Origin of the sequence: Sphingobium sp. KCTC 72723 (assembly GCF_014280435.1) — a bacterium.
Lineage (GTDB): Bacteria > Pseudomonadota > Alphaproteobacteria > Sphingomonadales > Sphingomonadaceae > Sphingobium.
In genome coordinates this window covers 1,780,004-1,799,104 of record NZ_CP060388.1, presented here as the reverse complement: position 1 = coordinate 1,799,104, position 19,101 = coordinate 1,780,004, and the positions used below count along the sequence as shown (strand labels likewise).

Annotated in this window: 13 protein-coding genes; 4 read left to right on the top strand and 9 right to left on the bottom strand. The window is 64.2% G+C overall.

What is annotated here, in order from left to right:
- Positions 1 to 48 precede the first annotated feature (48 nt).
- From rpoB to hflK, 9 genes are all read right to left on the bottom strand, one after another.
- Positions 49 to 4,215, bottom strand: coding sequence for a DNA-directed RNA polymerase subunit beta (gene rpoB, locus SPBM01_RS08910; RefSeq protein WP_188065156.1), 4,167 nt, complete (start codon positions 4,213 to 4,215; stop codon positions 49 to 51).
- Positions 4,216 to 4,707: 492 nt separating this feature from the next.
- The gene (locus SPBM01_RS08905) at positions 4,708 to 5,985 is read right to left on the bottom strand and encodes a cell wall hydrolase (RefSeq protein WP_188065630.1); all 1,278 of its coding nucleotides are present in this window, start codon (positions 5,983 to 5,985) and stop codon (positions 4,708 to 4,710) included.
- A 43-nt stretch (positions 5,986 to 6,028) separates the two neighbouring features.
- On the bottom strand, positions 6,029 to 6,958 hold the full coding sequence (gene cysK / locus SPBM01_RS08900) for a cysteine synthase A (protein ID WP_188065155.1): 930 nt from the start codon (positions 6,956 to 6,958) through the stop codon (positions 6,029 to 6,031).
- Positions 6,955 to 8,256 carry an MFS transporter gene (locus SPBM01_RS08895; protein WP_188065154.1) on the bottom strand — a complete coding sequence of 434 codons (1,302 nt, stop codon included), beginning with the start codon at positions 8,254 to 8,256 and terminating at the stop codon, positions 6,955 to 6,957. Before SPBM01_RS08895 ends, cysK begins: the two co-directional genes overlap by 4 nt.
- Before the next feature lie 165 nt (positions 8,257 to 8,421).
- Positions 8,422 to 8,817 (bottom strand): hypothetical protein, encoded by a 396-nt coding sequence (locus SPBM01_RS08890; RefSeq protein ID WP_188065153.1) that lies wholly within the window; start codon positions 8,815 to 8,817, stop codon positions 8,422 to 8,424.
- A gap of 36 nt (positions 8,818 to 8,853) precedes the next feature.
- The gene (locus tag SPBM01_RS08885) at positions 8,854 to 10,482 is read right to left on the bottom strand and encodes a helicase HerA-like domain-containing protein (RefSeq protein WP_188065152.1); all 1,629 of its coding nucleotides are present in this window, start codon (positions 10,480 to 10,482) and stop codon (positions 8,854 to 8,856) included.
- 115 nt (positions 10,483 to 10,597) lie between these two features.
- Positions 10,598 to 12,109 (bottom strand): Do family serine endopeptidase, encoded by a 1,512-nt coding sequence (locus SPBM01_RS08880; RefSeq protein ID WP_188065151.1) that lies wholly within the window; start codon positions 12,107 to 12,109, stop codon positions 10,598 to 10,600.
- A gap of 131 nt (positions 12,110 to 12,240) precedes the next feature.
- A complete protein-coding gene (gene hflC / locus SPBM01_RS08875) occupies positions 12,241 to 13,089 on the bottom strand; it encodes a protease modulator HflC (protein WP_188065150.1) in 849 nt (282 codons plus the stop codon).
- Entirely contained in the window at positions 13,089 to 14,228 is a 1,140-nt protein-coding gene (gene hflK, locus SPBM01_RS08870) for an FtsH protease activity modulator HflK (RefSeq protein WP_188065149.1), read from the bottom strand. Before hflK ends, hflC begins: the two co-directional genes overlap by 1 nt.
- A 74-nt stretch (positions 14,229 to 14,302) precedes the next feature.
- On the opposite strand from hflK, the gene SPBM01_RS08865 reads away from it, so the two are divergent.
- Genes SPBM01_RS08865 through hemH form a run of 4 tightly spaced genes read left to right on the top strand, consistent with a single transcriptional unit; the run spans position 14,303 to position 19,097 of the window.
- Positions 14,303 to 15,268, top strand: a complete 966-nt coding sequence (locus SPBM01_RS08865; protein WP_188065148.1) for an Mrp/NBP35 family ATP-binding protein — start codon at positions 14,303 to 14,305, stop codon at positions 15,266 to 15,268.
- A gap of 54 nt (positions 15,269 to 15,322) precedes the next feature.
- Positions 15,323 to 15,757 (top strand): CoA-binding protein, encoded by a 435-nt coding sequence (locus tag SPBM01_RS08860; RefSeq protein WP_188065147.1) that lies wholly within the window; start codon positions 15,323 to 15,325, stop codon positions 15,755 to 15,757.
- A gap of 38 nt (positions 15,758 to 15,795) precedes the next feature.
- Positions 15,796 to 18,075 (top strand): xanthine dehydrogenase family protein molybdopterin-binding subunit, encoded by a 2,280-nt coding sequence (locus tag SPBM01_RS08855; protein WP_188065146.1) that lies wholly within the window; start codon positions 15,796 to 15,798, stop codon positions 18,073 to 18,075.
- Positions 18,072 to 19,097: a ferrochelatase gene (gene hemH / locus SPBM01_RS08850; protein WP_188065145.1), complete on the top strand. Its 1,026-nt coding sequence runs from the start codon at positions 18,072 to 18,074 to the stop codon at positions 19,095 to 19,097. Before SPBM01_RS08855 ends, hemH begins: the two co-directional genes overlap by 4 nt.
- The last annotated feature ends 4 nt before the right edge of the window (positions 19,098 to 19,101 follow it).

Genomic DNA, 19,101 nt, shown 5'->3' with positions numbered 1-19,101 from the left:
GAACAAGGGGGGAGGGGGCGCCGCTGCAAGGCAGCGCCCGCCAGTCCCTTATTCCGCCGCAGCCGCGAAGCCGCCGTCTTCCTCTGGAATTTCGTCCAGCGAAGCGAGTTCGACGTTCAGGCCGAGCGAGCGCATTTCCTTGACCAGCACGTTGAAGCTTTCGGGGATGCCTGCTTCGAACGTGTCGTCACCCTTGACGATCGCTTCATACACTTTGGTACGACCGACCACGTCATCGGACTTCACCGTCAGCATTTCCTGCAAGGTGTAGGCTGCGCCATAGGCCTGGAGCGCCCAGACCTCCATTTCCCCGAAGCGCTGGCCACCAAACTGCGCCTTACCACCCAGCGGCTGCTGCGTGACGAGCGAGTAGGGACCGATCGAACGGGCATGGATCTTGTCGTCGACAAGGTGATGCAGCTTCAACATGTAGATGATGCCGACCGTGACCTTACGGTCGAACCGATCGCCGGTGCGGCCGTCATACAGGTCCGACTGACCCGACGTGGCAAGCCCCGCCAGCGACAGCATGGCCGACACATCGGCTTCACGCGCACCGTCGAACACCGGCGTCGCCATCGGGATGCCCCGCTGGAGATGTTCGGCCAGATCGATGATCTGTTCCGGCGTGCGGCCTTCGATCTGGTCCGCATAGCGCGGGCCATAGGATGTCAGCAGCCGTTCCTTGACCGCATCGGGCATGTCGCCCGGCGCAGGGTTGGGATTGGCTTCACGCCAGTCTTCCAGAGCGTGCTTCAACTGTTCGCCCAGGCCGCGCGCGGCCCAGCCCAGATGCGTCTCGAAAATCTGACCCACGTTCATGCGCGACGGCACGCCCAACGGGTTCAGCACGATGTCGACATGGGTGCCATCTTCCAGGAACGGCATGTCCTCGATCGGCAGGATGCGCGAAATCACACCCTTGTTACCGTGACGACCGGCCATCTTGTCGCCCGGTTGCAGCTTGCGCTTCACCGCCACGAACACCTTGACCATCTTCAGCACGCCCGGCGGCAGCTCGTCGCCGCGTTGCAGCTTGTCGACGCGATCCTCGAACTTGTCGACGATCACCTTGACCGCTTCGTCATACTGCGCCTTGACGGCTTCGATACCGGCCTGGCGCTGATCGTCGGCGACGGCGAACTTCCACCATTCATGGCGCTCGACTTCACCCAGCAGGGCTTCGTCGATTTCCACGCCCTTGCGCACGCCCTTGGGCGCGGCAGTCGCGGTCTGGCCCGTCAGCATTTCAGCCAGACGGTTGAAGGTCGCACGGTTCAGAATGCCGCGTTCGTCCTCGCGATCCTTGGCGAGACGGTCGATTTCCTCCCGCTCGATCGCCATGGCGCGCTCGTCCTTGTCGATGCCGTGGCGGTTGAACACGCGCACTTCAACGACGGTCCCGGCAACGCCCGGCGGCAGGCGCAGCGACGTGTCACGCACGTCGGACGCCTTTTCACCGAAGATCGCGCGGAGCAGCTTTTCTTCCGGCGTCATTGGCGATTCACCCTTGGGGGTGATCTTGCCGCACAGGATGTCGCCCGGCTCCACTTCCGCGCCGATATACACGATGCCCGCCTCGTCGAGGTTGCGCAGCGCTTCTTCACCGACATTGGGAATATCGCGGGTGATGTCTTCCGGCCCCAGCTTGGTATCGCGGGCCATGACTTCAAATTCCTCGATATGGATCGAGGTAAAGACGTCATCCTTCACGATGCGTTCGGAAATGAGGATACTATCCTCATAATTATAGCCGTTCCAGGGCATGAACGCGACGAGGGTATTGCGACCCAGCGCCAGTTCACCAAACTCGGTCGAAGGACCATCGGCAATCACGTCGCCAGCTTCGATCAGGTCGCCGACCTTCACCAGCGGACGCTGGTTGATGCAGGTGTCCTGGTTGGAACGCTGGAACTTCTGGAGCGTGTAGATGTCGACGCCCGACTGGCCGGGTTCGATGTCCCCGGTCGCGCGGATGACGATACGGGTCGCATCGACCTGATCGACGATGCCCGCGCGCTTGGACGCGACAGCTGCGCCGGAGTCACGGGCGACCGTGCCTTCCATGCCGGTGCCGACGAACGGTGCTTCGGCCTGAACCAGCGGCACCGCCTGGCGCTGCATGTTCGATCCCATCAGCGCGCGGTTGGCGTCATCATTTTCCAGGAATGGAATGAGCGATGCGGCAACCGAAACGAGCTGCTTGGGGCTGACGTCCATCAAAGTGATGTGGTCACGCGGCGCCATCAGGAATTCGCCGGCTTCACGCGAGGAAATCAGATCCTCGACGAAATGGCCGTCGGCATTCACTTCGGCGTTGGCCTGCGCGATCGTGTGCTTGGCTTCTTCCATGGCGGAAAGATAGACGACCTCGTCCGTCACCTTATGGTCGATGACCTTGCGGTAGGGCGTTTCGATGAAGCCATATTTGTTCACCCGGCTGAACGTGGCCAGCGAGTTGATCAGGCCGATGTTCGGGCCTTCTGGCGTTTCGATCGGGCAGATACGGCCATAATGGGTCGGGTGAACGTCGCGGACTTCAAAGCCAGCCCGTTCGCGCGTCAGACCGCCCGGACCAAGCGCCGACACGCGGCGCTTGTGGGTGACTTCCGACAGCGGGTTGGTCTGATCCATGAACTGCGACAGCTGCGAGGAGCCGAAGAATTCACGCACGGCGGCCACGGCGGGCTTGGCGTTGATCAGGTCGTTGGGCATCACGGTCGATACGTCGACGCTCGACATACGCTCCTTGACGGCGCGCTCCATGCGCAGCAGCCCGACGCGATACTGGTTTTCCAGCAACTCGCCGACCGAACGGACGCGACGGTTGCCCAGGTTATCGATATCGTCGATTTCGCCCTTGCCGTCCTTCAGGTTCACCAGTTCCTTGACCACGGCGAGGATGTCCTCGACGCGCAGGGTGGTGACCGTATCTTCGGCGTCCAGGTCGAGGCGCATGTTCAGCTTCACGCGGCCGACCGCAGACAGGTCGTAGCGTTCTGGATCGAAGAACAGGCCCGCAAACAGAGATTCCGCCGTTTCCTTCGTTGGCGGCTCGCCGGGGCGCATGACGCGATAGATATCGCTCAGTGCCTGGTCGCGTTCCTCGGCCTTGTCGGCCTTCAACGTGTTGCGGATCCAGGGGCCGGTGCCGACATGGTCGATGTCGAGCAGTTCGAGACGGTCGATGCCCGCCTTGTCCAGCTTTTCCAGATTTTCCGGCGACACTTCGTCGCCTGCTTCGATGTAGATTTCGCCGGTGCTGTCGTTGACCAGGTCATAGGCGCTGTAGCGGCCATAGACTTCCTCGGTCGGGATCAGCAGGGTTTTGAGGCCATCCTTTTCCGCCTTGTTGGCGGCGCGGGGGCTGATCTTGTGACCGGCGGCGAACACGACTTCGCCCGACGCAGCGTCGACGATGTCGAAAGCCGGCTTCAGGTTACGCCATGCTTCGGCGAGATAGGGAATGACCCAGCCGCCTTCGCCACGGACGAACACGACCTTGTTGTAGAACTCGCTCAGAATTTCTTCGGCGGTCAGGCCCAGCGCATAGAGCAGCGCCGTGACCGGCAGCTTGCGCTTGCGGTCGATACGGACGTTGACGATGTCCTTGGCGTCGAATTCGAAGTCGAGCCACGAACCGCGATAGGGAATGACGCGCGCGGCGAACAGATATTTGCCCGACGAATGGGTCTTGCCCCGGTCATGGTCGAACAGGACGCCCGGCGAACGGTGCATCTGGCTGACGATGACGCGCTCGGTGCCGTTGACGATGAAGGTGCCGTTGCCCGTCATCAGGGGCATGTCGCCCATGTAGACGTCCTGCTCCTTGATATCCAGAACCGAACGGGTTTCGGTGTCCTGGTCCACTTCGAACACGATCAGGCGCAATGTAACGCGCATCGGCGCGGCATAGGTGATGCCCCGCTGGCGGCATTCCTCGGTATCGTATTTCGGGTCTTCCAGCACATATTGGACGAAGTCCATTTCGGCGGTGCCAGCGAAATCGCGGATCGGGAACACGCTGCGCAGCGTCTTTTCCAGGCCGGAAACATAGCCGATCGACGGGTCGGAACGGAGGAACTGTTCATAGCTCTCGCGCTGAACTTCGATCAGGTTCGGCATCTGCACCACTTCGTGGATGTCGCCGAACACCTTGCGGATGCGCTTCTTCGCGCCGGTGTTGCTGATCGTGGGGTAAGCTTTGGTCGCCATGCGTGTCCTGCCTGTCGTCTGTTCGTCGTGTTTTCTCGCATCCCAGCGGAAATTCAGTCGCAGCGCACATGGGGCAGGGGTGATTCGCACCCTCGCGTCCACGCAAAAAAGTGCGGGTCGGGACTGTCCGATCCGCACTGGCAGCGTCTTGTGACTCGCCGGTTTCGTTCAATACTGCCCTGGGCCACGCGCTAACCGGCCCTGGTCCCCGAACGATCCGGGAGACGGCCGAACCGTCACCACATGGGTAACGGGACGACCGGATTGCAACCCATATAGCCATGATGCTCTTGTTTGTGAAGGGGTGTCTGGCAAACAGTCCCCGCTCCGCCCGTCATCGGCACCGCGCCACTCACCGCGATCCCGCTACTGCCCAGAAATGCCCGCCGCGTCACCATATCGCACCTTCATACAATATGTAATAACATTACCCAATCGAACGATTGGTACAGATCCGCTACAGGCTTTGCTATTGTCCATCTCGCTGTCGCTTTATGGCGCGTCGGTTGGCGCGACCGGCGCGATCTTCACCGTTTCGAACCGATCCTTGCGCCGCACCCCGGCCAGCCCGCCGCTGCTCGCCGGAACCGCCGCTACAGGCACCCGCTGGCGCATACATTCCGCCTTCACCGCGCGCGGCGTCTGCGCGCAATTCCACAAGGTGCGCTGCAATCCAACGCCCGCAATATGGATATAGCCAAAACTCATCGCTTCGATCTGCGCGGCGCTCGGCGGCCATCCGCCCGGCGCGGTCCCGGCTTTCCAGGCCATGACACGGCATAGCGGTCGCCCTGCGCATATAGTGTGGGCCAACGTCACCCAGCTATCGGCTGTCGTTCCGCGCCCCAGTTCAAACAGAAAGGTCACGCCCCCCGGCTCAATGCCAATCAGTCGGCTGCCCGCCACGGTCCTGCCCACCATATTGCTACCGATCGCCATGGCAGGCCGCGCCGCAATGTCGGCCGATGCCGCAACGGCCGCAGCCACCGCCGCCGTTCTTGCCAACGGCGCTTCGCCAACGGAGCGATGCGCCGCCGACAGCAGCGCGATGCGCGGGATCAGCGGCTCGCCGCTCCCGCTCCCCCGGCCAAAGGCAGGCGGCGTCCCCCACCACCCGCGCCAGCGGAAGAACAGGTGGGTGCCGACCGCTGAAATCTTGTCCAGGCTGCTGCTCCAATAGGGTACGACCCAGTCGGTATGATAATGGGTGGCATAGCCGACCGGTGCATAGACTTTGCCCGCCAGCGCCGCGCGCGCAATTTCCCGCGCCCGCGCCCACGCCGCCGCGCCTGGCGTGCGCGCCAACGCCCCGTCGCAGCTGAAGGTGAATTGACACCCCGTGCGCCGTTCCTGCCCCTGAAACACCACCCCGCACACTGTCTTGGGAAAGGCCGGATGCCGCACCCGGTTCAGCACCACCTGCGCGACGGCCTGCTCGCCGACGGCATCGTCGCCCGCCTCGTAAATCTGTGCCGCGGCCAGGCAATCGACCGCGCGCGCCAGATCCGTCTCCCCACCTGCAAAAACAAAAGGCCGCGCCGCCGGATTGGCCAGCGGTGAAAAGGGAATGGCCTGATTGACCGCCAGCGCCTTGTCGCGCGGCAGGGCATAGACCACGACCGGATCGACCGCTGGCGGCGGCGCGCCAGCTTTCTGCGCGCGTATCGCGACGGCGCCGGGACGTGGCGCATGGACGGGCCGTCGCTGCGTCTCCCACCCGGCGACCAGCGCGGGCAGGCCAACGAACAGCAGCAGCCAGACCAGCCACATGACCGGACGCGGCGACAGTCTTTCCTTCACACCGGGCAAAGCGTCATTCCGGCAGAAAGTCCGGCACTGACAGATAGCGCTCGCCAGTATCGTAATTGAAACCCAGCACCCGGCTGCCTTCGGGCAGTTCCTTCAGCTTGGCGTCGATCGCCGCCAGCGTCGCGCCGGACGAAATGCCCACCAGCATCCCTTCCTCCCGCGCCGCGCGCCGGGCATATTCCTTGGCATCGGCCGGATCGACCTGAATCACCCCGTCCAGCAACTGGGTATGCAGATTGGCCGGAATGAAGCCTGCGCCAATGCCTTGAATCGGGTGCGGACCGGGCTGGCCGCCGCTGATGACTGGCGACAGGGTCGGTTCGACCGCGAAAATCCTGATGCTCGGCCATTGCGCCTTCAAAACCTGCGCCACGCCGGTAATATGGCCGCCAGTGCCAACCCCGGTGATCAGCGCGTCGATCGGCATGTCGATAAAATCGGCGATGATCTCTTCCGCCGTCGTGCGGACATGCACGTCGATATTGGCGGGGTTTTCGAACTGCTGCGGCATCCAGCTATTGGGCGTCTGCGCCACCAGTTCCAGCGCGCGTTCGATCGCGCCCTTCATCCCCTTTTCACGCGGGGTCAGGTCGAAACTGGCGCCATAGGCCAGCATCAGCCGCCGCCGCTCGATCGACATGCTTTCGGGCATGACCAGGACCAGCTTATAGCCCTTGACCGCCGCCACCATGGCCAGCCCGACGCCGGTATTGCCCGACGTCGGCTCGATGATCGTGCCACCCGGTTGCAGGTCGCCCGAAGCCTCCGCCGCCTCGATCATGGCCAGTGCGATCCGGTCCTTGATCGACCCGCCGGGGTTCGACCGTTCCGACTTGATCCACACTTCGCTACCCGCCGGCGCATCGGCGAACAGGCGGCTCAGCCGAATGTGCGGCGTGTGGCCGATGGTTTGAAGAATATTGGCAACTTTCATGAGGCCTTCTCCTGAATTTTATCCGCTGGGGATATGTCGGGTGGATCGAACGTGCGCGCAAGGCGCAATTCGGGAAAGAGTTTCGCCCATAGCAAGGTGATGACGATCGCGCCGATGCCGCCGCCAATGACGGCCGCCACCGGCCCGACCAGCGCGGCCAGGAATCCGCTCTCCGCCTCGCCCAGTTCGTTGGACGCTGAAATGGTCAGTTGCGACAGGCTGGACACCCGCCCGCGCATCGCGTCGGGGGTGTGAAGCTGGACCAGCGATTGGCGCACGAATACCGAAATCATGTCCGCCGCGCCCAGCACGATCAGCGCGCCGATGCCCACCTCCATCGCGATGCCGCGCGGCAGAAACGCGGTGCAGCCAAAGATGATCGTCGCGATCCCGAACAGGATGACCGCGCCCAGCATCTTCAACCCCACCTCGCTTTTCATCGGTCGGAACGAAAACCACAAAGCCGTCGCCCCCGCGCCAATCCCCGGCGCAGCGGCCAGATGCCCCAGACCCGCAGACCCGACATGCAATATGTCGCGCGCATAAACGGGCAGCAGCGCCGTGGCCCCGGCCAGCAGCACCGCAAACAGGTCCAGTGTGATCGTCGCCAGCACCAGCCGGTTGGTCCGCACATAGGTCAGTCCATCGATCATCTGACGGATCGGGTGGCGCGTCAGGTCACGCGGCGGCTGCGGCACCGGGCCGATCAGCATCATGCTGCCCAGCGCCAGTGCGAACAGCCCCGACGCCAGCGCGTAGGCACCCCATGGCGTCGCGGCATAGGCATAGCCGCCCAGCGCCGGACCCACAATCGACCCGGCCTGCCACACCACGCCGGAAATCGCGATGGCGTTGGGCAAGACTTCGCGCGGCACCAGATTGGGCGCCAGCGCGCCATAGGCCGGGCCATTGAAGGCGCGGGCAATACCGACGATGACGGCAATGCCGAATATCAACGGCAACCCGACCCAGCCTTCATAAGTGGCGAACGCCAGCACCCCGGCGGCGATCGCCAGCAGCGTCAAAGTCATCCGGGTGATGATCCGTCGATCATAATGGTCCGCAACCCACCCCGTTACCGGAGTCAGCAGGAACAGCGGCAGAAACTGCGCCAGTCCGATCAGCCCCAGCTGCGCCGAAGCCCCCGCCGTGGTCATCGTTTCGCGCGCGATATTATAGGCCTGCCACCCCAGCACGATCATCATGCTATATTGCGCCAGCACGGTCATCAGCCGCCCGACCAGATAGGCCCGGAAATAAGCGAAGCGTAACGGGTGGCGGGGAGGGGGCGAGGTCATGCGAACCGCTCTAGCCATCCTTCAACGCAACAGGCAACCATAGCGCTAGACAAAGTGCGCAGCATTTCTTGATGATGACATGGCTGCCCTTCGTGCATCCAGAGCGATCCAATATGGGCCAAGCAACATCCGGCAATGGGATGGCACGGGCAAAGCCCACGCGCTCTATCGCCGTAACAACACCCCACTCACCGACCCGTTCCGCACGGAACAGACGAACGGCGTGCCGCTCCGTTCACCGCCAGCCCCGACCACGCCTTCCACTTCCCATCCGCTCGCCATGCTGCCGACCATCGCCTTGCCGATCAGCTGCGCGCCCGGCCCCGCCTGCTGGCGCGCTTCGCTGACGCACGCATTGCGGGCGGCAGCGGCGCTGTTGATCGGGCCATAGCCGGGACTGGCATAGGGCTGACGGCGGGCATCGCGCGCGGCCTGTCGGTCCTGCACGATCTCGCTGGCAATCGCGGCCCCGACGATGTCGCGCGGTGGGATAATCGTTTGAGCATGAATCGGTGCCGTCATCAACATCGCACCCATCGTCCATCTCGCTGTCTTTTTCATGCCCCAACCGCCTCCTAACCCGCTGCTGCAAAAAGGCTATTTGAACAAGCTGCCCAATATCCCGCGCACCAGTTTCCCGGCGATTCCGCCGCCCGACGATTTGCGGCTGGAGCCGAACACTGCCTTGCCCAATTCATTGGCGACCTGCCGTCCGACTGAGGAGGCGGCGGACCGCGCGGCGGATTCGACCGCTTTGCCGACAGCCGATGGCTTGGCCGCTTCGCGCGCGGCCACGGCGTCCTGCCGCGCCTGTTCCTTCAACTGCGCCTCGCGTTGCTTGGCTTCGACCTTGGCCTGTACCGCAGCGGCCTTGTCCGCCTCCAGCTTCGCCTTGTCGGCCTGTGCCGCCGCCGCTGCCGCATCTCCGCGCGCGGCCAAAATCTCTTCCGCCGACTCCCGGTCGATAGCCTCGTCATATTTGCCCGCCACCGGGGAAATCGACTGGATGATCGCCCGTTCCTTTGCATCTACCGGGCCGAGCCGCGACCGGGGCGGGGCGATCAGCGTGCGCTGGACGATGCCGGGCGACCCGTCCTCCTGCAACAGCGACACCAAAGCCTCGCCGACCTTCAATTCCGTGATCGCCGTCTCGACGTCCAGATCGGGGTTGATGCGGAACGTATCCGCCGCCGCCTTGATCGCCTTCTGGTCGCGCGGGGTGAAGGCGCGCAGCGCATGTTGCACCCGGTTGCCCAACTGTCCCGCCACATCCTCTGGAATGTCGATCGGGTTCTGCGTTACGAAATAGACGCCCACCCCCTTCGACCGGATCAGCCGCACGACCTGCTCGATCTTGTCGCTCAGCGCCTTGGGTGCCTCATCGAACAGCAGGTGCGCCTCGTCGAAGAAGAACACCAAAACCGGCTTGTCGGGATCCCCCACTTCGGGCAGCGTCTCGAACAGTTCGGCCAGCAACCACAGCAGGAAGGTCGCATAGAGTTTGGGGCTTTGCATCAGTCTGTCGGCAGCCAGCACGTTGATGTAACCGCGCCCTTTCTCATCTACCTTCAAAAAGTCATGGATGTCGAGCGCGGGTTCGCCAAAGAAATGCGCGCCACCCTGGCTTTCGAGTTGCAGCAACTGCCGCTGGATCGCGCCGACGCTGGCCTTGGTCACATTGCCGTAGCGCGCCGACAGGCTGTCGGCATTTTCCGCACACCATGCCAGCATCGCCTGCAAATCGCCCAGGTCCAGCAGCAGCAGCCCTTCCTCATCGGCATATTTGAAAGCGATGGTCAGCACGCCTTCCTGCGTCTCATTCAACCCCATCAACCGCGCGAGCAGCAACGGTCCCATCTCGCTGACGGTCGTGCGGATCGGGTGTCCCTGCTGCCCGTAAAGATCCCAGAAGATCGCCGGATTATCGGCATAGCTATAGTCGGTAATGCCGATCTCGGCCGCCCGCGCGACCAGCTTGTCGGCGTTCTTGGCAGTGGGCGATCCTGCCATGGCGATGCCTGACAGATCGCCCTTCACGTCGGACAGGAACACCGGCACACCCAGCGCGGAAAAGCTTTCGGCAATGCCCTGCAACGTCACTGTCTTGCCGGTGCCGGTCGCGCCCGCGATCAACCCGTGGCGATTGGCGCGGCGCAGGTTCAGCAACTGCCGCACGCCGCCATCCTTGTCCGGCGCGCCCAGCCCGATGAAAATGCCTTCGCTCATTGCCCTCATGCTCCACAAAAAGATCGGGCCGCGCCCGCTGGACTGCTCCATCCCTTGTAAGAGGGAGAGGGGCAGTCCGGCAAGCGCGGCCCGTAACGATCTGTGTCGATCCGGCTTATTTGTCGCGCAGGCGCACCGGCAGGAAGATCGGCTGCTGCCCACGACGCAGCACCTGGAGCAGGATGGCGTTGCGGTTCTGGCCCGACACGGCCTTGACCTGCGCATCCAGTTCCGCCTGGCTGGTGACCGGGCGATTGTTCGCGGTGATGATCACGTCGCCGCGCCGCAGCCCCTTCGTCCCCGCATCGGTCGACGCATCGACTGCGGTGATGACGACGCCGCGCGTATCGGCGGCAACGCCCAGCTGGCGGATGATCGTCGGCGTCAGCGGAATCGCCGAAATACCCAGCGACTGCTGCGCAGCCTGACCCGGATTCTGGTTTTCCTGCTGGCTGAAATCCTCATCCTGCTGTTGGGCGAAGCTGTTCAACTCATCCTCGGACGGGCGTTCGCCCACGATCGCCGTCACGCTCTGGCGCTGGCCGTTGCGCAGCAGGACGATGGGAACGCGCGACCCGATCGGCTGCGACGCGACGATGGACGACAGATTCTGGTCGGGGCTGACTTCCTGACCGGCCACGCTGACGATGACGTCGCCTGCCTTGATCCCGGCCTTCTCCGCACCCTTGCCCGGCTCGACGCCCTGAACGAATTCGCCACGATTCTTGGCCAGACCCAGCGAGTCGGCCAGATCCTCGCCCAGCGGGCTGATCTGCACGCCCAGGTAACCGCGCTTGATTGCCTCACCCTTGCGCAGCGTATCGACGATCGGCGCGGCCTGTTCCGACGGAATGGCAAAGCCGATGCCGACATTGCCGCCCGACGGCGACAATATCTGGCTGTTGATGCCAATCACATTGCCGCGCATGTCGAACATAGGGCCACCGGAGTTGCCCTGGTTGATCGACGCATCGGTCTGGATGAACTTGTCATAAGTGCCGCCGGTGCCGCGATGCAGCGCGGAAATAATCCCCGCCGTCACCGTGCCCGAAAGCGCAAAGGGATTGCCGATCGCCACGACCCAGTCGCCCACGCGCGACTTGCTGCTGTCGCCAAACTTGACGAAGGGCAGGGGCTTCTTCGCCTCGATCTTCAACACCGCCAGATCGGTCGCCGGATCGCGCCCGACCAGCTTGGCGGTATATTCTTCCTTGTTGGTCATGGTCACGGTGATCGAATCCACCGTCGCCCCTTCGGCCCCGGCCGACACCACATGATTGTTGGTGACGATGTAACCGTCGGCCGAAATCAGGAAGCCCGAACCCAGCGACTGCGCCTGCCGTGTCTGCGGACGCCCGCCCGGCTGCTGCTGCCCCTGGCCGAACAGGTCGCCGAACGGCGTCCCGGCGAAGGGATTCTGCACCGCGACCCGCTGCTTGGTGGAAATGTTGACGACGGCCGGTTGCAGCTTTTCAACCATGTCGGCCAGGCTGGCGGGCGCGCCTGCGGGCGCTGCCGCCTGCAATCCTTCATTCTGGGCTGTCTGCGCGCCGACATTGGGCGACGTGATGGCGATGGCGGTGCCGCCCAGCAACAGGGCGCCGGTAATGGCATAAGCGTAACGCACTCGTGACGGTCCTCTCATGATCTTCAGGAAGGGGGATAAGAAGGCGGGACTTTTCGGGACAGTCCTCAAATGCGCCGCCTTCCCTTAACCCTCATTGAATGGCGCTGGTTCCGTAATGAACCAGATGCACTTTAACGCCGCCCCTGGAACTGCCGCAGAAACTCGTTGTTGGGCGACAGGATGATGTTCGTCTGACCCGTCCGGTCGGGCGAGAAGGTGTAGCGATAGCTCTGCATACCCCGATAGAAATCATAGAAATCGGGGTCTTTGCCGAAACTCTCGGCATAGATACGCGCGGCGTTGGCGTCCGCTTCGGCGCGGATGATCTGCGCCTGCTTGGCGCCCTGCGCACGGATGGTCAGCGCTTCCTGCTCACGCGCCGTCCGCATCCGGGTGAAGGCGCTTTCCAGCGGCGTGCCATCGGGCAGGTCGGCCCGCTTGATCCGCACGTCCACGATTTCCGCACCATATTGGCGCGCGACCCGGTCGAGGCCAGCCTCGATATTCTGCATCACCTGACCACGTTCGGGCGACAGCAGCGCCGCGAAGGGCCGCTTGCCCAGCTCGTTGCGCAATGCCGAACCCAGGATCGGGCGCAGCGCGTCGGACACCCGTTCCTCGCTGCCCGCCGCAATATACATACGCAGCGGGTCGATGATGCGGTAACGGGCAAAGGCATCGACCTGCAAACGCAGCTGGTCGGTGGACAGCACCTGCTGGCGCTCCATCTCGACCGACAGGACACGCTTGTCGATCCACACGATCTGGTCGATGAACGGCCAGCGCAGGATGACACCCGCGCCGGTCTTGCCGAACTGTTCATTGGCGCGATAGCGGTTGATGATCGCCTTGGGATCGCCAAAGCGCACGATCACGCCCTGCCGGGTTTCCGGCACGATGGTCACGATTGAACCGACCACGATCAACAATGCCAGCACGGCCAGCGCAATTGCCACGGGTTGACGCATGAATGCGGGCATCACTGGCCTCCCGTCGCATTGGCAGCGGGGGCAGGGGTTGCCGCCTGCTGCGCCCGGCGCTTGATTTCGGGGAGCGGCAGGTAGGGCGTCACATTGCCGCCCTCCACGATGGTCTTGTCGACGTTCGACAACACGCCCTCCATGGTTTCATAATACATGCGGCGGCGCGTCACGTCGGGCGACAGGCGATATTGTTCATACACCTTGTCGAACGCAGCGGCCTCACCCTGCGCCTTGGCCGTCACCTGCTGGGCGGCGGCACGCGCTTCGTTCAGGTAAGTCTGCGCGGTCTGCTGCGCTGCCGAAACGGCCTTGAACGCATCGTTCACGGCAGTTGGCGGATCAGCCTGCTTGATGGCGATACCCTGAATACGGATGCCCGAACGATAACCGTCGAGAATTTCCTGCATCTTCAATTCGACCTGCTGCTCGATCGCGGTGCGCCCCGCGCCCAGCGCATCGTCCAGGCTGACACTGGCCAGCACCGCGCGCATCGCGCTTTCGGCGACTTCGCGCACGGCGGCGTCCGGGTCCGACAACTGGAACAGATAGAGTTCCGGGTTGCGGATATTCCACCGCACCGAATAAGCGAGATCAATGATATTCTGGTCGCCGGTCAGCACCAGATTTTCGCTTTCCGCATTGGCCGACCCGATGTCGATGGTGCGGATTTCCTCCACGTCCACGGTCGTGACCGCTTCGAACGGGGCGGGCAGGGTCAGGCTGATGCCCGGCGTCAGCGTGCGGCTGTAACTGCCAAGGAAGGTCACGACGCCGCGCTCCTGCGGGCCGACGCGGTGGAAACTGGTCAACACCAGCCACAAAATGATCAGGATCGCGATCGCAGCGGGCCATAGCGCCTTGCCGCTGGGGCGCGGCGGCATTGCGCCGAAACCGCCGCCATTGCCGCCGCCCTGACCGAAACTCTCCCGGCCCTTGCGCAGCAATTCGTCGATCGCCGACGGACCTTTCTGCCCGCCCGGACGGGACGGCTGGGTCCACGGATTGCGCGGGCCGCCATCGCCGCCCGATCCTTTCCCGCCGGAACCGTCATTGCCTTCCGGCCCGTCGCCTTTGCTGCCCCACGGGCCTTGCGCCATGCTGATGATGCCAGGCATCCACCCGAATATTCTCTTCATACCATCCTCTATAGGAAGGCTCGCGCGCGAAAAACAGTGCCAATGCCCGCGATTATTTCCTACAGGGCGTCGCCATGACCGATATCGCCGATTTTACCGCCCGCCTGACCGCTCTGACCGATGGCCGCGCCAGCGCCCCGCGCGTCAAGGACGGCGTGATGACTCTTGCGCTCGACGTGGGCGGGCTTGGTCCCGATCAGCGCGATGCGATCCTCGCCGCGATCCGCGAAGGCGGGCTGACCGTGCCGGGCGTCACCGACGTGCGCATCGCCCAGACGTCGGAGCGGCGCGCGCTGCGCATTATCGCGGTGGCATCTGGCAAAGGCGGCGTGGGCAAATCCACGTTATCGGCCAATCTCGCCGTGGCGCTGCACCGGCTGGGGCTGCGCGTCGGCCTTGTCGACGCCGATATCTACGGCCCGTCGCAGGCCCGGCTGATGGGGAGCGAGGATCAAAAGCCGCAAGCGCGTGAGAAAAAGTTGATCACCGTCACTGGCACGCTGGGTATCCCGATGCTGTCGATGGCGCATCTGGTCGAACCGGGCAAGGCGCTGGCATGGCGCGGGCCGATGGTCGGTAACGCCCTGTCGCAACTGATCGACGCCGACTGGGGCGAAACGGAATTGCTGGTCGTGGACATGCCGCCCGGCACCGGCGACATTCAATTGACCATGGTGCAAAAGCACAAGCCCGCCGGCGCCGTGATCGTCTCCACGCCGCAGGATCTCGCCCTGATCGACGCGACCCGCGCGGTCAGCCTGTTCGCGCAGGCGGGCGTGCCGATGATCGGGCTGGTGGAAAATATGGCAGGCTTCAGCTGCCCCCATTGCGGCGAAATTTCCGACCCGTTCGGGCAGGGCGGGGCGGAAGCGGCGGCGGGCGACATGGCCATGCCCTTCCTGGGCCGCATCCCGCTCGCCATCGACATCCGCCGCCAGTCCGACGCGGGCGATCCCCCGGCAGCGGGCGAGGGCATCCATGCCGAAGCCTTCCGCGCGATCGCGCAAAAGGTCGCCGACTGGCTGGTCATTACGCGATAGAGTGACGGGAACGTCCTGCCCGCTGCTGCGTCATAGGCATGAAGGAGAAGCCCCATGCCCCTCAATGCCCCGCAGGATATCGCCGACCTGCTGAACGCAACCCGCACCATTGCGCTGGTCGGCATATCCGACCGGCCCGGTCGCGCCAGCTACTCTGTCATGGCCTTCCTTCAGCATCATGGCTATCGCGTGCTGCCCGTCAATCCGCAGATCGCGGGGGAGCATGTTCATGGCGAGTTCGTCTGGGGCCGCCTGTCCGACATTGGCGTGGCCGTAGACATGGTGGACATCTTCCGCCGCAGCGAGGCAGCGGGGGATGCGGTGGACGAAGCCATCGCCATCGGCGCGAAATCAGTCTGGATGCAGCTTGGCGTCATCAACGAAGCCGCTGCCGCGCGTGCGGAGGCAGCTGGCCTTAAAGTCGTGATGGACCGCTGCCCCGCCATCGAAATCCCGCGCCTCGGCATCGCGCCAATTCCCGCCGAATAACGCTAGGCAGCGGACAGGCGCGCCTCTATCAGGCTGGCATGGCGCGCTTCCCGCGAAAAAAAACCGATCGGACCAAAGGCATCGACCGGCGCACGCTGCTGGTCGGCGGCGGCGCTGCGGCGGGCCTGCTGATCGCCTGGGGCGCATGGCCGCGTCGCTATGCGCCCGACCTCAACGCCGCGCCCGGCGAAACCATTGTCAACGCATTCCTGAAGATCGACCAGACTGGCCAGGTCATCGTCATCGTCCCGCAAACCGAAACGGGGCAGGGGATCACGACTGTCCTGCCGCAGATTTTGGCGGACGAACTGGGCGCCGACTGGCGCACCGTCGCGGTGCAAAGCGCGCCGATCAGTCCGCTCTATGCCAACACGATGCTGGCGCGCACATGGCTGGCAAGCGACTGGACTCGCCTGATCGGGGATGCAGGCGACTGGGCGATCGGCCAATATGCCACGCGCAACGCGCTGATGCTGACCGGCGGCGGCACGTCGGTCCCGATGTTCCATGATGCCTATCGCGATGCCGGGGCCGCCGCGCGGGTGCTGCTGTGTCAGGCAGCGGCTGCGCGCTGGAACATTCCATGGGAAAGCTGCGACATACAGGATGGCATCATCACCGACGGCGCGGACCGGCGGATGAAGCTGGGCGATGTCGTCGCTGACGCCGCCCGCTTCGCCCTGCCCGACATTCTCCCGCTGCGCCAGGGGCCGGGGCAGGGGATGGACGGTCGCCTGTCGGGGCAGGATCTGCCCCGGCTCGATACCCCGTCCAAAATCGACGGCAGCCATAATTTCGCCGCCGACATTCGCCTGCCCGACATGCTGTTCGCTTCCATCCGGCAGGGGCCGATCGGCGACGCCTTGCTCGCCGGGCTGGATGAACGCGCGGCCAGCAGCGTCACTGGCTTCCTCAAACTGGTGCGCACCGACCGCTGGGTCGCCGCCGTCGCCAGCAACTGGTGGGCCGCGAACAAGGCGCTGGATCTCGCCGATCCCATATTCACCCTGCACGGAACCCCGGTGGATAGCGGCATGATCGACGCCACACTGGAATCCGCCTTCGCCAGCAGCGCGGGTCGCCGCCTCTATGCGCAGGGCGACCTGCTCCCGGTGTTTGAAGGCGCAACTATATTGGCCAGTGAATATCAGGTCGATGCAGGGCTGCACCTCGCCCTCGAACCGCTTTGCGCCACCGCGCGCGTCACCGAAGATGGCGCGGAAGTCTGGATGGCGACACAAGCCCCCGGCCTTGCCCGCGCCGCCATCGCCGATGCGCTGGGCTTCCCGGAAAGCGCCGTCACGCTCTATCCGCTCCACGCCGGTGGCTCCTTCGGGCGTAAGATGGACTGGGACGCCGGGGTGCAGGCCGCATTGATCGCGCGCGACATTGGCCGCCCGGTGCAACTCCTCTGGTCGCGGCTGGAAGATGTCATTCAGGACCGCCCCGGCGCACCTGCCCATGCCCGCATGGCCGCCAAACTCGGCCGCAACGGCGCGATCGAAGGCTGGCTGGCCAAGGTCGCTGCCCCCTGCGCCATGACGCAAACATGGGCGCGCATCGCCGACGGCGCGCTGCCGCACGCAGCAGCGGCGGATGCAGCGGACAAGGCGACCCGGCTGGCCGTGGCGGGCATGGTCCCGCCCTATGCGATTCCCCACTGGGCGGTCGATCATTACCCCTGCGACGTAGGCCTGCCGCTGGGCTTCACGCGCGGCAACGCTCATATGCACGGCGCGTTCTTCACCGAATCCTTCATGGACGAACTCGCCCATCTCGCGCGCATGGATGCCATGTCCTTCCGCATCCAGATGCTGGGCGGCAATCCGCGCCTTGCCCATTGCCTGTCCACCGCCGCCGCCATGGGTGGGTGGCAAGGCGGCATAGCGGGTAGCGGGCAGGGCATCGCCACCCATATGATGGACGGTGCCTATGCCGCCATCCTGGTCGAAGCGTCGATGCGCGGCGACCGGCTGAGCGTCAATCGCATCGTCGCGGCGGTGGATGTGGGGGATCAGGTCAACCCCGACATCGCCCGGCAACAGATTGAGGGCGGGCTGATCTATGGCCTGGCATACGCGATGGGCGCGTCCGTCCCCTATGCGCGCGGCCTGCCGACCCGCGCGATCCTTGGCCGCATGAACCTGCCCCGCCTGTCCGACATCGGCGAAGTCACCGTCGAACTGATCCGCAGCACCGCGCCGCCAGCGGGCGTCAGCGATCTTACGGCACCCCTCGTTGCGCCTGCCATCGCCAACGCCCTGTACACATGGACAGGTCAGCGTTTGCGCAGCCTGCCTCTATTGGGAACGACATGACTCTCCCCCCCGACCATCCCGTCATCCCCACGCCGCGCGTCGGCATCCTCATCATCAACCTCGGCACGCCCGATGCGCCGGACGCCAAATCGGTGCGCCGCTATCTGGCGGAATTTCTGTCCGACCGGCGCGTGGTCGAAATCCCCCCGCTCCTGTGGCAACCGATCCTGCGCGGCGTCATCCTGACCACCCGGCCGAAGAAATCGGCCCATGCCTACCAACAGGTGTGGACCGATCAGGGTTCGCCGCTCGCTTTCCACACCCGCCACACGGCCCATGCGCTGCAAGGCGCAATGGGGCAGGGCGTCACCGTCGACTGGGCGATGCGTTACGGCAATCCGTCGATCGCGTCCCGCCTCGCGGCGATGAAGCAGGCCGGGTGCGACCGCATCCTGCTCGCGCCGCTCTATCCGCAATATAGCGGCGCGACGACCGCCACCGCCAATGACGCAGCCTTTGCCGCGCTCAAATCCATGCGCTGGCAACCGGCCATCCGCACCCTGCCGCCCTATCATGACGACCCGGCCTATATCGCCGCGCTGGTCGCGTCGATCGACGCCAGCATCGCCGCGCTCGACTTCAAACCCGACGCTCTGCTCGCCAGCTTCCATGGTATGCCCGAACGCACGTTGCATCTGGGCGATCCCTATCATTGTCAGTCGGTCAAGACCGTCCGCCTGCTGCGCGAAGCCCTGTCCCTGAAAACCTCTCCGATCCCCGTCCATATGAGCTTTCAGTCGCGCTTTGGCCGCGCCAAATGGCTGGAACCGGAAACCGAAGCGACGCTGGCCGGGCTGGTCCAGAAAGATGTCCGAAATGTTGCTGTAGTCACCCCCGGATTCTCGGCGGATTGCCTTGAAACGCTGGAAGAAATCGCCCTGCGCGCGAAAGAGGCATTTTTGTCGGCCGGTGGCGAAAAATTCGCCTATTTGCCCTGTCTAAACGCATCGGCCAACGCTATCACTCTGTATCAGAGGCTGTTGGGCCGCGAGCTTTCGGGCTGGATCGACCAGCCCGTTTAGTCAG